The sequence below is a fragment of the Paracoccus sp. FO-3 genome (assembly GCF_006386455.1).
Taxonomy (GTDB): Bacteria; Pseudomonadota; Alphaproteobacteria; order Rhodobacterales; family Rhodobacteraceae; genus Paracoccus; species Paracoccus versutus.
This window is the reverse complement of record NZ_VCBQ01000001.1, coordinates 61,807-74,654: the sequence shown is the minus strand read 5'-3', so window position 1 is coordinate 74,654 and position 12,848 is coordinate 61,807. Positions and strand designations below refer to the sequence as shown.

The window sequence follows — 12,848 nt, the reverse complement described above, 5'->3', positions numbered from 1 at the left end:
GGCCGGCTGTCCAGGCCGTCGCGGGCTAGGCCGCGCCCGTCTCCTTGCCGGCCAGCCGCGACAGGAGACGGTCCAGCGCGGCGGCATCCGGCCCCAGTTCGGCCAGCAGATCGGCCTGGAACGCCTCGGCGATGCGGCCCAGCCGCAGCATCAGCGCCTGCCCCCGGGGCGTCAGTTCCAGCACGATCAGCCGCCGGTCGGCGTCGTTGCCCGATTTCCGAACCAACCCCGCCCCCTGCAGGCGCGAGGCGGCACGGCTGACCACGGATTTGTCCAGGTTCACGCGGGCATGGATGTCGCGGATGCTGACCGCGCCGGAATGGTCCAGATGCGCCAGCACCCGCCATTCGGGGATGGTCAGCCCCGCCTCGGCCTCGTAGAGCGCGGCGAATCGGCGGCTGACCTGCGCCGCCGCCACGGACAGGCGATAGGGCAGGAAAGCGTCCAGCCGAAAGGTCATGGGGCACCCCTTTTTTTCCGGCCAGAACAGCAAGGATTCGTCGCCTTGGCAACAGGAATGGGCGGCGCTTGACAGGCCTGCGGCCCAGGCGGCATAATCGTTGCAACTGCAATGATCTTGCAGGGAGGAGCCCGATGACCAGCCCTGCTCTGCCCGGCGGCATGATCCGCGCGACCGTCACCACCGGCACGCATCCGGGCTACATGCCCGGCTTTGGCAACGATTTCGAAACCGAGGCCCTGCCCGGCGCCCTGCCGCAGGGCCAGAACAGCCCGCAGAAATGCGCCTATGGGCTTTATGCCGAGCAGCTTTCCGGCACCGCCTTCACCGCGCCGCGCGGCCGGAACGAGCGGACCTGGTGCTATCGCATCCGGCCCTCGGTCCGGCATACCGGCGATTTCGCCGCGATCGACCTGCCCTATTGGAAGACAGCGCCGAATGTGCGCGACGACATCGTCAGCCTGGGGCAGTATCGCTGGGATCCGATCCCGGTCCCGGAAGAGGCGCTGACCTGGATCACCGGCCTGCGCACCATGACCACCGCCGGCGACGTGAACATCCAGGTCGGCATGGCCAGCCATGTCTACCTGGTCACGCGTTCGATGCAGGACGAATATTTCTTCTCGGCCGACAGCGAATTGCTGGTGGTCCCGCAGGAGGGCCGGCTGCGCTTTTGCACAGAGCTGGGGGTGATCGACCTGGAGCCGCGGGAAATCGCCATCATCCCGCGCGGCCTGGTCCATCGCGTCGAAGTGCTGGAAGGCCCGTGCCGCGGCTTCGTCTGCGAGAATTACGGGCAGAAGTTCGACCTGCCGAACCGCGGCCCCATCGGTGCCAATTGCCTGGCCAATCCGCGCGACTTCAAATGCCCGGTCGCGGCCTTCGAGAACCGCGAGGCGCGTTCCCGCGTGGTGATCAAGTGGTGCGGCCGGTTCCACGAGACCTGGATCGACCACAGCCCGCTGGACGTGGTGGCCTGGCATGGCAATTACTGCGCCTATAAATACGACCTGCGCACCTATTCGCCCGTCGGCGCGGTGCTGTTCGACCATCCCGACCCGTCGATCTTTACCGTGCTGACCGCGCCCTCGGGGCAGGAGGGGACGGCGAATATCGATTTCGTGCTGTTCCGCGAGCGCTGGCAGGTGGCCGAACACAGCTTCCGTCCGCCCTGGTATCACAAGAACATCATGTCCGAGCTGATGGGCAATATCTATGGCATCTACGATGCCAAGCCGCAGGGCTTCGCGCCGGGCGGGATCAGCCTGCACAATTGCATGCTGCCGCATGGGCCGGACCGCGGCGCCTTCGAGGGTGCCTCGAACGCCGAGCTGAAGCCCGAGAAGCTGGACAACACCATGTCCTTCATGTTCGAAACCCGCTTTCCCCAGCACCTGACCGAATTCGCCGCCCGCGAGGCACCGATGCAGCGCGATTATGTCCAGGTCTGGCAGCAGCTGGAGAAGAAGTTCGACGGAACACCCGGCAGCCAATAGGCGGGTAGCGGTGCGGTGCATCAATCCGCCCGCTCGCTCGCTCGCCGCCGAACGGCTTGAGCGTCGGGGGCGAAGAAGGACGCGGGCAGCATTCCCCGCCTTTCCCGGCGCGGCGCCGGGATCAAGGCGGGCAGCCGCCAGCCAGAACCGGCGTGCCGTGCCGAAGGCGACGGCGCGCCGCCTGCCGCGCTCAGACCGCGGGCAGGCCCACCCCGCCGGCCGAGGCCGCGCTCAGCGCGACGAAGTTCAGCGCCTGCTGGCGGATGGCCGCCGCCAGTTCCTGGCGGGCCGAGAGCAGGCTGCGCTCGGCGTCCAGGACCGGGAAGAAATCCGCCTCGCCCAGCTCATAGGAGCTGCGAGTCAGGTTCACCGTCTCGCGCGCATTCTCGACCAGCCGCGATTGCGCGGCGACAGCGCGGGCGTCGCGGTTATAGCCGGCCAGCGCGTTCTCGACCTCCTCGACCGCACCCAGCACCGCGGCCTGCCAAGCCAGCCGCGCCTGTTCCGCCCGCGCCTGCGCCGCGGAAAGCCGGGCCTGGTTGGCGCCGCCCGAGAACAGCGGCAGCGAGATCTGCGGCCCGAAGCCCCAGGTCTTGCCATTCGTCGGCGTGATCGAGCCCGAAAGCGTCAGCCGCGGATAGAAGGCCGCCTGCGCCTCGCCGACATCGGCGGCGGCGGCGGCGAGGTTGCGCTCGGCCATGCGCACGTCGGGGCGGACGCGGACCACATCCGCCGGCACGCCGACGCTGGCACTGTAGCGTGCGCGCGGCTGGCCGCCACCCTGGCGCAGTTGCGCCGCAAGCTCGGCGCTGCGCCCGGCGGTCAGCGTGGCCAGCCGGTTCACCGACTGGTCGAAACCGACCTCGAGGCCCGGCAGCGCCGCCTCGGCCTGCGCCACCAGCTGTTCGGCCTGCAGGACTTCCAGCCGCGAGACGCTGCCGAAGGCGTCCTGGGTGCGGGTCATCTCCAGCGTGCGGCGGCGGCTTTCCAGGCTCTGCCGGGTCAGCGCCAGCGCCTCCTGGTAATAACGCGCGTCGACATAGGCCGAGGCGATGGCGCTGGCCACGGTCAGCCGCGCCACCTCGGCCGACAGATAGGCCGCGTCCAGCCGGGCCGAGGCGCCCTGCCGCGCCGCGCGGGTCGAGCCGAACAGGTCGACCAGCCAGGACACGCCCAGCGTGGCGGAGTTGGTCTCGACGATCCCGGTCTCGCTGCGGCTGCGCGCGGCCGAGCCCTGCACATCCACCTGCGGCAGGTCGCTGGCGCCGATCAGCTGGGCGTTGGCCTGGGCCTCGCGGATGGTGGCGACGGCGGTCTGCACGTCCAGGTTGCGCCGCAGCCCGGTGGCGATCAGCGCGTCCAGCCGCTTGTCGCGGAACGCGGCCCACCAGGCATTCGCCCCGGCGCGGCGGGCGGGCGAATCGGCGGCGAACTCGGCCGCCAGCTCGGCGCGGGGCGCGGCATAGCGGACCGGGTTGCAGGCCGCCAGCGCCAGGCTGGAGACGAGCCCGCCCAAGATGCCGCGGCGGGAGAAAGGCAAGGTCTGGGTCATCCGAAACTCTCTGTTGGGTGGCCCGGATTGCGGGCGCGAAAGGAACAGGCAGGGACGGTCGTCAACCGCCCCTGCCATGGGCTGCGGCGCGACTCAAGCGGCCGTATCGCCGCGGATGGGCGCGGACTCGCGGCGGCCGGTCGCCCGGCTGAACAGGCCCAGCACGAAGACGAAGAACACCGGCACGAAGAACACCGCCAGCACCGTGGCCGCGACCATGCCGCCGATGACCCCGGTGCCGATGGCGTTCTGGCTGGCCGCCGACGGTCCGGTGGCGATGGCCAAGGGCACCACGCCCAGCGTGAAGGCCAGCGAGGTCATCAGGATCGGCCGGAAGCGCAGCTTCGCCGCCGTCACCGCCGCCTCGATCAGGCTTTGGCCCTCGTCGCGCAGATCCTTGGCGAATTCGACGATCAGGATGGCGTTCTTGGCCGAAAGCCCGATGATCGCGATCAGCCCGACCTTGAAATAGATGTCGTTGGGCATGTCGCGCAGCATGACCGCGACGACGCAGCCCAGGACACCCAGGGGCACGACCAGCATCACCGACAGCGGGATCGACCAGCTTTCGTAAAGCCCGGACAGCAGCAGGAAGACGAACAGGATGCTCATGGCGTAAAGCAGCGTCGCCTGGCTGCCGGCCTGGATCTCCTCCAGCGACTGCCCGGTCCATTCGTAGCCGAAGCCCTGCGGCAGTTCGGCCGCCAGCCGCTCCATCTCGGCCATGGCGGCGCCGGAACTGTAGCCCGGCCCGGCGGCGCCGGCGATGCGGACCGCCGGATAGCCGTTATAGCCCACGACCTGCGACGGCCCCTGTTCCCACGCCACGCTGGCGAAGGACGAAAACGGCACCATCCCGCCATTGGCGTTGCGCACGGTCAGCGCCAGGATGTCCTCGGCCTGCATGCGCGAGTCCTCCTCGGCCTGCATGACCACGCGCTGCATCTTCCCGGCATTGGGGAAGTCGTTGATATAGGCCGAGCCGAGGTATTGCGAGATCGTCGCCGAGATGTCGGCAAAGGTCACGCCGAAGGCATTGGCCTTTTCGCGGTCGATGGTGACGAAGACCTGCGCGGCCGAGGGCAGCCCCTCGATCCGCAGCCCGGTGGCGATGCCGTTTTCCTGGGCCTGGGCAATGATCTGCTGGGCGGCGGCCAGCAGCGCCTCCTGCCCCTGCCCGCCGCGGTCCTGCAGGCGGAAGCTGAAGCCGCCGGTGGCGCCGAAGCCGGGGATCGGCGGCGGTGACAGTGCGAAGGCCTGCGCGTCCTGATAGCCGAACATCTGCATGTTCGCGGCATTGGCGATGTCCTGCGCCGATTGCTCGCGCTCGGCCCAGTCCTTGAAGGTGACGAACATCAGCCCCGCATTCGGCCCCTGCCCCGAAAAGCTGAAGCCGCGGATCGCCACGGTATTCTCGACCGCCTCGTTCTGCTGGAACATCTGCGTGGCCTGGGCCAGCACCTCGTCGGTGCGGTTGGAACTGGCCGTGGCCGGGGTCTGGATGTCGGCGATGATGAAGCCCTGGTCCTCGTTCGGCAGGAAGCTGGAGGGCAGGCGCAGGAAGCCCATGGCCGTCGCCCCGACCAGCACCAGGTAGAAAGCCATCATCACCAGCCGCCGCCGCGTGACCAGCCCGACCGCGCCGGTATAGCGGTCGGTCAGCCGGTCGAAATTGCGGTTGAACCAGCCGAAGAAGCCCTTCCTTTCGTGATGGCCGCTGATCGGCTTGAGGAAGGTCGCGCAAAGCGCCGGGGTCAGCGTCAGCGCCAGGAAGGCCGAGAACAGGATCGACACCACCATGGTCAGCGCGAACTGGCGATAGATGATGCCCGAAGAGCCGGGAAAGAAGGCCATCGGCACGAAGACCGCCGCCAGCACCAGCGTGATGCCGACGATGGCGCCCGAGATCTGGCCCATGGCCTTTTCGGTGGCCTCGCGCGGCGGCAGGCCCTCGGTCGCCATGATGCGTTCCACGTTCTCGATCACCACGATGGCGTCGTCGACCAGGATGCCGATGGCCAGCACCATGGCGAACATGGTCAGCACGTTGATCGAGAACCCCGCCGCCAGCATGACCGCCACCGTCCCCATCAGCGCGATGGGCACGACGATGGTCGGGATGATGGTATAGCGGAAATTCTGCAGGAACAGGAACATCACCACGAAGACCAGCGCCATGGCCTCGACCAGCGTATGCAGCACCTTCTCGATCGAAGCCTCGACGAAGGGGGTGGTGTCGTAGGGGATGGTATAGCTCACCCCCTCGGGGAAGAACTGCGACAGCTCCTCCATCTTCTGGTGCACCGCTTCCGAGGTGTTCAGCGCATTGCCGGTGGCCGACAGCTGGACACCCAGCGCCGCCGCCGGCTTGCCGTTGATGCGCGAGGCGAAGCTGTAGCTTTCCGCCCCCACTTCCAGCCGCGCCACGTCGCGAAGCAGCACGGTCGAGCCGTCGGGATTGGCGCGCAGCACGATCTTGCCGAACTCGTCCACGTCGTCGAGCTGGCCCTTGATCAGCACGGTCGCAGTCAGCTGCTGGCCGATGGGGTTCGGGTCGGCGCCGACCTTGCCGGCCGCCACCTGCGCGTTCTGCGCCCGCACCGCCGCCACGATCTCGGCCGAGCTGAGGTTCAGCCCGGTCATCTTGGCCGGATCGACCCAGATGCGCAGCGCGCGTTCCGGGGCAAAGACCTGCGCCCGGCCCACGCCCTCGATGCGGCGAATCTCGCCCACCACGTTGCGGTTCAGGTAATCGCCCAGCGCGATGTCGTCCAGCGAGCCGTCGTCCGAGGTCAGCGCCACCATCATCAGGAAGCCTGTGCCCGCCTCTTCGATCAGCACGCCCTGGTCGACCACGCTTTGCGGCAAAAGCGGCTCGACCCGCGCCACGGCGTTCTGCACGTCGACCTGGGCGCGGGCGATGTCGGTGCCCGGCTCGAAGGTGGCGGTGATCGACATGGCCCCGGAACTGTCCGAGACCGATTCGTAATAGGCCAGCCCCTCGACGCCGTTCAGCTCGTCCTCGATGGGCTGGGCGACCGCCTGGTTGATCTCGCCCGGCGCGGCGCCGGTATAGGCGGTCGAGATGGTGATCTGCGGCCAGGCCACCTGCGGATATTGCGCGACCGGCATCATCGGCAGCGCCAGCACGCCGGCGATGACGATGAAGATGGAAATCACCCAGGCCAGCACCGGCCGGTGAATGAAGAACCGTGCCATCGCCCTACTCCTGCGCGGGCGCTTCGGCGGCCGCGGCGGCGCCGGCCGGCACCCTGGGGGCCTCGACCGGCTGCGCCACCACCTTGGCGTCGGGGTAAAGCTTCTGCGCCCCCAGCACCACGACGCGGTCGCCCGGCTCCAGCCCGCTTTCCACCAGCCAGCGGTTGTCGGTGGTCTGGCCCAGGGTCACGTCGCGGCGCTCGACCGTCTCGTCATCCTTCAGCGCATAGACATAGGCCTGGCCCGACTGGTCGCGCTGCACCGCCATCTGCGGCACGGTCAGGGCGTTGTCGCGCATGGCCTGCTCGATCCGCACCCGGACGTAAAGGCCGGGCAGCAGCTCGCCCTCGGGGTTCGGGAACTCGGCGCGCAGGGTGATCTGCCCGGTCGAGCTGTCCACGCTCGCCTCGGAAAACAGCAGCTTGCCGGGATGGGCATATTCGCTGCCGTCGTCGAAGATCAGCCGCACCGCCGCCTCGTCGGCCGACATCATCGCCAGCTGCCCCGCCGCCAGGGCCCGGCGCAGCGCAAAAAGCTCCGAGGAGGACTGGGTGAAATCCACATAGACCGGGTCGAGCTGCTGGATCGTCGCCATGATGTCGGTCTGGGCGTTGACCAGCGCCCCCTCGGTCACCAGCGCGCGGCCGACCACGCCGGCGATGGGCGCAGTCACCTCGGTATAGGAACGGTTCAGCTGCGCCTCTTGCAGCGAGGCGCGGGCAATGGCGACATCCGCCTGGGCCTGGGCCAGCGCGGTGGCGGCATTGTCCAGGTCGACCCCCGCCGTCACCTTGCGCTCGCGCAGGGCACGGGCGCGCTTTTCCTGGTCGGCGGCGTTCAGCGCGGTGGCCTCGGCGCGGGCCAGCGCACCCTGGGCGCTGGCGACGCGCACGTCATAGGGCGCCGGGTCGATGCGGTAAAGCACATCGCCCGCCTCGACCTTGCCGCCCTGTTCGAAGACGCGCTCGATCACGATGCCGCCGACGCGGGGCCGCACCTCGGCGATGCGGGTCGCGGCGACTCGGCCGGGCAGTTCGTTCACCACCGGCAACGCCTCGGGCGTCATCACCTGCACGCTGACCTGGGGCGGCGGCAGTTGCTGCGCCGCCACCGGGGCGGCCGCCGTCAGGCAGCAAAGCACAAGCCCGGCGCAAAGGCCGGGAGACAGTCTCATGGTCATGGTTCTTTCCTGGGAGGGCTGAATGGTTGGGGGGAGGGGTCAGTCTCCGGCTGTGCCGGGGTCGCTTTCCGCGACCGCCATCAATTCATCAAGGATCTCATCGCGGGTTTCCTGGTCGAAGCGGTGGAAGCCGAAATATTCCAGGAAGGCCATGCCGTGCAGCGTCAGCAGCGCCATCAGCATCCGGCGCCGGTCGGCCGCCTCGGCCGCGACCGCCTCGGCATCGCCGGCCAGCACCTCGCGCATGATCTCGCGGCATTCGGCATGCTCGCCCATGCTGGCGCTGATCAGCAGCGCCATGTCCAGTTCCTCGTCGGTCGGAACCCGGCGATATTCGTCGATCAGCGCGCGCAGCCGGGCATTGGGCTCGCCCTCGTGCCGGGCGCGCACCTCGGCGAATCGCGCCCGGTGCTGGGCCATCTTGTGGCGGATGAAGGCGGCCAGCAGCCCGGCCTTGCTTTCGCAGTCATAGACCACGCTGGACTTGCTGATCCCGGCCTCCCTGGCCACCGCGTCGATGCTGAGCCCGGCAATGCCCGAGCGCCGCGCCACCCGTTCGATGGCGCCCATCAACTCGTCGCGGTCAATCGTGCGCTTGCGTCCCATATCCACCACCAAGATTTCAATACGGTCGTTCGTTTATAATTCTGACCCTCTCCTGTCAACCGCTTCTCCGCGTCGGATGCCGCAAGCCCTGCTTGACTCGCCGGGCCAGCCATAGGTATACCGACCTACCTACTTCGTGGAGGCGATGATGGAAGCTCCCCAGCCCCCAGCGCCGGAAAGCGCGCGCGAGCGGCTGCTCAAGGCGGCTGCCGTGCTGTTCTACAACAACGGCATCGGCGGGACCGGCATCGACGCCATCGTCGAGCGCGCCGGGGTGGCGAAGAAAAGCCTCTACAACAACTTCTCCTCCAAGGCCGACCTGGTGAACCAGTATCTGCAGGCGCGGCACGAGGAATGGCTGGGCCTCCATGAAGCTCGGGCGCGGGATGCCGAAACGCCCCGCGCGCGTGTGCTGGCAGTGTTCGACGCCTATCAGGACCATGCCGAGCATGAATACGAGCGCGGCTTTCGCGGCTGCGGGTTGCTGAACGCCGCCGCCGAACTGACCGCCGGCGACATCGGCCGCCAGGCCGTCCGCCGCCACAAGGAAGAGGTCGAAGCCCTGCTGGCCGCGCCCCTGGCCAAACTGCTGCCTGATGATCCCGACCGCGCGGCCCGGCTGGCGCAGCAGCTCTCCTTCCTGCTGGAAGGGGCCATCGCCCGCGCCGGGCTGGAAGGCACCAGCGCCCTGGTGCACGAGGCCCGCGCCATGGCCTCGGACATGCTGGAGGCGCTGTGAGCAGCCCGTCCAGGGATCACGGCATCGGCGTCGCCGCGGTCCTGTTCTCCTCGGTCGTCTGGGGCACCACCGGCACCGCCGCCACCTTCGCGCCCGAGGTCGGCCCGGCCGCCATCGGCGCGGCGGCGATGGGCGTCGGCGGGCTGCTGCAGGCGCTGCTGGCCGGCGGGCGCATCGCCCGCGCCCTGCCGGAACTGGCACGGCATTGGCGCAACCTGCTGCCTGGCGGGCTGGCGGTGGCGATCTATCCGCTGGCCTTCTACGCCTCGATGCGCCTGGCCGGGGTGACCATCGGCACGGTGGTGACCATCGGCTCGGCACCGCTGCTGTCGGCCCTGATCGAATGGCTTTTCGACGGCGCGCGGCTGTCGCGGCGTTGGCTGGCCGGGGCCTCGATCGGGCTTCTGGGCATGGTGCTGCTGTGCCTGGCCGAGGATGCGGGACACCAGGCCGGCGAGGGCGCGACCCTGCTCGGCATCGCGCTCGGCCTGGTCGGCGGGCTGACCTATGCGCTTTACTCCTGGACGGCGCGGCGGCTGATGCTGCGCGGCATCCACTCGCGCGTGGCGATGGGCGCGACCTTCGGCATCGGCGGGCTGCTGCTGATGCCGGTGCTGGTCGCGAGCGGCGGGCCGTTCCTGGCCTCGTGGGGGAATGCCGCGGTGGGCATCTACATGGCGCTGGTGCCGATGTTCCTGGGCTATGTCTGCTTCGGCATCGGCCTGGCGCGGATTTCCGCCAGCATGGCGACGACGATCACCCTGATCGAGCCGGTGGTGGCGGCGATGCTGGCCATCCTGGTGGTGGGCGAGCGCCTGCCGGCGCTTGGCTGGATCGGCGTGGTGCTGGTCGTCTCCTGCCTGGTGGTGATCACCGTGCCGGTCAGGTTGAAGATACGCCCGGTCCGCACCGCGCAGAAGGCATGAAAACCCGCCATGGCCGGGCTTGTAACCGGCACCGGACCCCCTGATGCCTCGCGGCTGTCCCATCGGCCGGGATCGCCCCCGCCCATCGCATCGGCCCCCGGCAGCGCCGTTCCGACACCGCCCGCCTGTCAAGCCGAGGCAGGAGCGCGCCCTGGTCGCACCTCCGTTGCCCCTGGAAAAGAGCAATCGCCAAGGTGATGCTGACCAAGCGCGGCGCCGGTTGACTTCGCATAGGTGCCGAACGCGATGCGCGACCTGGCTCGAACCCGTGCCACCGCAATGCCGGTGCTGCACAAGGCGCGGAGGCACCTGCCGGGTTTTCCGCTGCGCCACGGTCGCAGCCATCCCGAAAGAAAATGCTGGCTGAATACCTGATCGGCGCACCTAATGTCGCCGCGCTCCCCACAGCAGGCAGAACAGATCCTGCTCCAAGACTGCCAAGACCGAAATGCGGGTCGAGCATTTGCCAGGACGAATCAAGGAACTCCTCCCGAAGCCTGGCGCCGTTTATCCCAGGGGTACACCACGTCGCGACCATTGGCGTTGTCGCCGAGGGCAGCGGGTTTCGACACTCCGATAATCCTCGGCGGCCGATTGCTTCTCTCGCACCGACACCGCCGAGCATTCGAACGGTACCGCCGGAGCGGGATCGGCAAGACCGGCAGAGGGCGTGCGCAACCATTCTTTCCAACCTGCAAGCGACCAGCCCCTTCCGCTTGTAAGGTTCTGGTGCGGTCATCTCCCCCCGCAAGAACACCCGCGGATTCGCCTTCCAGTTCGACCCGCATCTCCGTCCGCGCACATGTGGATCCAACGAAATCAAGCTGCGCAGCGCGGCCATGGCTTCCACCTTAATGCCCAAGGGGAACAGAACGGTAACGAAGTTAGTGATCTGGACCCGGTAAGCTCCCTGAGGCCGAGATGGCGTCGCAGGACAGGTGGCTCTGTCGCAATGGCGATGGCCACCCGCAGCTGCGCCCTCTGGGCTTCAAGCTTGCGCTCTCGGGTATCAGTCGAGATCAAGCAAGGACAACTCCCACAGGCACGTCTTCCCATTTCTTAACGTAAAATATTACAGAATAGCTGCCTATGCTCTCAACAAGGCAAGGGCATTGGCATAACGAGAGCTCCCTGATGACACACTCATCTGGCTACGCAAAAGAAAATGCCTGAGAACAAGATCAAGACCATCGCCTGATTCGAACTGGCTCACGCTATTGCTTCCGGTAAGTCTCTCGGTTCTCACCTTCAGCTCCGAAAGCTGCCTATCAATGGAAAGAGAGGAAAATCCGGCTCCAATACCATAAGCCCCTTCAAACACCTGGCGCAGAGGCTTAGACGCGAGAATTTGATACCATTTCGTATTTTCACTTGCATCTGAAGTCGCAATATTTAGCAATTCTCGCTGCGCGTTCAACGCCAGCTCAATTTCTGCATGCCTTTCCCCGATATTCCTCTCGAATGATCTCGACTCATATTTTTCAATAATTGCACCGACATCAACCCTAGCACCTTGCCCCTCCGACGAAAAATGGAGCGCCAAACCCTGATTCAGGGCAAGGTAACGCTTATCTGCAAGCCTATTTACCAAACTACCCTTATCGGCAGGATCGGATTCAATAACCTTTCTTAAAAAGAACTTGTTGTTAACGTCAGAATCCAACCCAAAGGCACGCAGCACGACCACCAACAGTTTTCTGTCATTGACCAGCTCTTCGGCAGTCTTAATGTTTTGGATGTTCTGCTGAAAATAATCCTTGGAAACCCTTATGTCATGACTCTTGAGAAAAGCGCTACGCTGCTTCACCATCGTACGCTCAAGAATCTTCCAGCCCACATACCCTCCCGATCCCACCTGAACATTATAACTCATGGCTTACCTATGGCCATTAACCTTGACTCCCTTGGAATAAGCAGTCTGAGCTTCCTAAAGGCCCCGTAGTAATCCCCTTCAATTACTGCATTGGAGGCGAAATCAAGCAAACTGCCACTGTCCAGATCACGAAAAACTTGAGACAACTGCTCTATACCGTAGAGAACCTGCCTTCGCCCCTCATCCTCAAGAGCATCTCCGGTGAGAACGAGTTGGCAGATATAGCATATCCTCGAAACCGGAGAGTTGACAGAATCTGGATGTATGGCATCTCTTAATCTAAGGATACTGGTATTCGGCGTAAGAATTGATACCTTGGAACGCTTATCGCCGTTTTCTATTACGGCACCGTTCACCAGAATTCTTTCGCGAGGAGCCAGCTTGAGAACAAGGCCTGTCATGAATTCATGTCCCCTCGCAAACCCTTCATTATTCTGATGTTTATTTCTATGAGCGGCTCAGCAGAGGCGCGTTCCAACAGGATACGACGGCCTTGCTTGAGAGAGAAAAAAGCAAGCGATAGCAGGCCCGCCTTTACCTCTGGAGGTAGACTGTTTTCCTCATGGGCAAGATCGGCAGCTATGACAGTCCAAAGCTGGCTACTGGCGTTTACCGCCTCTATCATCGCATAACGATCATCGATTTTAGTTGCGTTCTTGAGCTTTTGCGTTACCTGGGAAAACGCAAAATACTCATTATCCCTGTCTGTTCGAACATGCCGCGAACCAAAATTCGTGTCAGTGCTTTGAAAATTTGCAAGCTTCACGTCAGGAGACCCATTCTAGACCTATATTGGA

General features: G+C 65.7%; 11 protein-coding genes. 3 read left to right on the top strand and 8 right to left on the bottom strand.

Translation table 11 applies throughout. The annotated features are described in order from the left end of the window. Window positions 1-25: 25 nt before the first annotated feature. Complete coding sequence (locus tag FE811_RS00365) at window positions 26-460, bottom strand: MarR family winged helix-turn-helix transcriptional regulator (protein WP_116220546.1); 435 nt, start codon at window positions 458-460, stop codon at window positions 26-28. A 134-nt stretch (window positions 461-594) separates the two neighbouring features. Between FE811_RS00365 and hmgA the strand changes: the two genes are divergently transcribed. After that, a complete protein-coding gene (hmgA, locus tag FE811_RS00360) occupies window positions 595-1,956 on the top strand; it encodes a homogentisate 1,2-dioxygenase (RefSeq protein ID WP_116220545.1) in 1,362 nt (453 codons plus the stop codon). Window positions 1,957-2,146: 190 nt separating this feature from the next. Here hmgA and FE811_RS00355 read toward each other — a convergent pair whose 3' ends face one another. The 4 genes from FE811_RS00355 to FE811_RS00340 form a co-directional block, all read right to left on the bottom strand. Beyond that, window positions 2,147-3,508, bottom strand: coding sequence for an efflux transporter outer membrane subunit (locus tag FE811_RS00355; RefSeq protein WP_116220544.1), 1,362 nt, complete (start codon window positions 3,506-3,508; stop codon window positions 2,147-2,149). 93 nt (window positions 3,509-3,601) lie between these two features. Further along, a complete protein-coding gene (locus tag FE811_RS00350; protein ID WP_036754862.1) occupies window positions 3,602-6,727 on the bottom strand; it encodes an efflux RND transporter permease subunit in 3,126 nt (1,041 codons plus the stop codon). A 4-nt stretch (window positions 6,728-6,731) separates the two neighbouring features. Then, entirely contained in the window at window positions 6,732-7,907 is a 1,176-nt protein-coding gene (locus tag FE811_RS00345) for an efflux RND transporter periplasmic adaptor subunit (RefSeq protein WP_116220543.1), read from the bottom strand. Window positions 7,908-7,946: 39 nt separating this feature from the next. Beyond that, window positions 7,947-8,513 (bottom strand): TetR/AcrR family transcriptional regulator, encoded by a 567-nt coding sequence (locus tag FE811_RS00340; RefSeq protein ID WP_036754860.1) that lies wholly within the window; start codon window positions 8,511-8,513, stop codon window positions 7,947-7,949. Window positions 8,514-8,661: 148 nt separating this feature from the next. On the opposite strand from FE811_RS00340, the gene FE811_RS00335 reads away from it, so the two are divergent. Beyond that, window positions 8,662-9,252 carry a TetR/AcrR family transcriptional regulator gene (locus FE811_RS00335; RefSeq protein ID WP_116221648.1) on the top strand — a complete coding sequence of 197 codons (591 nt, stop codon included), beginning with the start codon at window positions 8,662-8,664 and terminating at the stop codon, window positions 9,250-9,252. Next, on the top strand, window positions 9,249-10,178 hold the full coding sequence (locus tag FE811_RS00330) for a DMT family transporter (protein WP_116220542.1): 930 nt from the start codon (window positions 9,249-9,251) through the stop codon (window positions 10,176-10,178). Before FE811_RS00335 ends, FE811_RS00330 begins: the two co-directional genes overlap by 4 nt. Before the next feature lie 1,087 nt (window positions 10,179-11,265). Here FE811_RS00330 and FE811_RS00325 read toward each other — a convergent pair. Genes FE811_RS00325 through FE811_RS00315 form a run of 3 tightly spaced genes read right to left on the bottom strand, consistent with a single transcriptional unit; the run spans window position 11,266 to window position 12,817 of the window. Beyond that, window positions 11,266-12,051, bottom strand: a complete 786-nt coding sequence (locus FE811_RS00325; protein ID WP_116220541.1) for a DUF1217 domain-containing protein — start codon at window positions 12,049-12,051, stop codon at window positions 11,266-11,268. Continuing rightward, window positions 12,048-12,452, bottom strand: coding sequence for a flagellar biosynthesis repressor FlbT (flbT, locus tag FE811_RS00320; RefSeq protein ID WP_084197056.1), 405 nt, complete (start codon window positions 12,450-12,452; stop codon window positions 12,048-12,050). Before flbT ends, FE811_RS00325 begins: the two co-directional genes overlap by 4 nt. Then, window positions 12,449-12,817: a flagellar biosynthesis regulator FlaF gene (locus FE811_RS00315; RefSeq protein ID WP_084197054.1), complete on the bottom strand. Its 369-nt coding sequence runs from the start codon at window positions 12,815-12,817 to the stop codon at window positions 12,449-12,451. The genes flbT and FE811_RS00315 overlap by 4 nt, the downstream gene beginning before the upstream one ends. Window positions 12,818-12,848: the final 31 nt, after the last annotated feature.

Bases quoted from the DNA above. Each gene is read 5' to 3' on its own strand.
- FE811_RS00365 (WP_116220546.1), bottom strand. From the start codon at position 460: ATGACCTTTCGGCTGGACGCTTTCCTGCCCTATCGCCTGTCCGTGGCG.
- hmgA (WP_116220545.1), top strand. From the start codon at position 595: ATGACCAGCCCTGCTCTGCCCGGCGGCATGATCCGCGCGACCGTCACC.
- FE811_RS00355 (WP_116220544.1), bottom strand. From the start codon at position 3,508: ATGACCCAGACCTTGCCTTTCTCCCGCCGCGGCATCTTGGGCGGGCTC.
- FE811_RS00350 (WP_036754862.1), bottom strand. From the start codon at position 6,727: ATGGCACGGTTCTTCATTCACCGGCCGGTGCTGGCCTGGGTGATTTCC.
- FE811_RS00345 (WP_116220543.1), bottom strand. From the start codon at position 7,907: ATGACCATGAGACTGTCTCCCGGCCTTTGCGCCGGGCTTGTGCTTTGC.
- FE811_RS00340 (WP_036754860.1), bottom strand. From the start codon at position 8,513: ATGGGACGCAAGCGCACGATTGACCGCGACGAGTTGATGGGCGCCATC.
- FE811_RS00335 (WP_116221648.1), top strand. From the start codon at position 8,662: ATGGAAGCTCCCCAGCCCCCAGCGCCGGAAAGCGCGCGCGAGCGGCTG.
- FE811_RS00325 (WP_116220541.1), bottom strand. From the start codon at position 12,051: ATGAGTTATAATGTTCAGGTGGGATCGGGAGGGTATGTGGGCTGGAAG.
- flbT (WP_084197056.1), bottom strand. From the start codon at position 12,452: ATGACAGGCCTTGTTCTCAAGCTGGCTCCTCGCGAAAGAATTCTGGTG.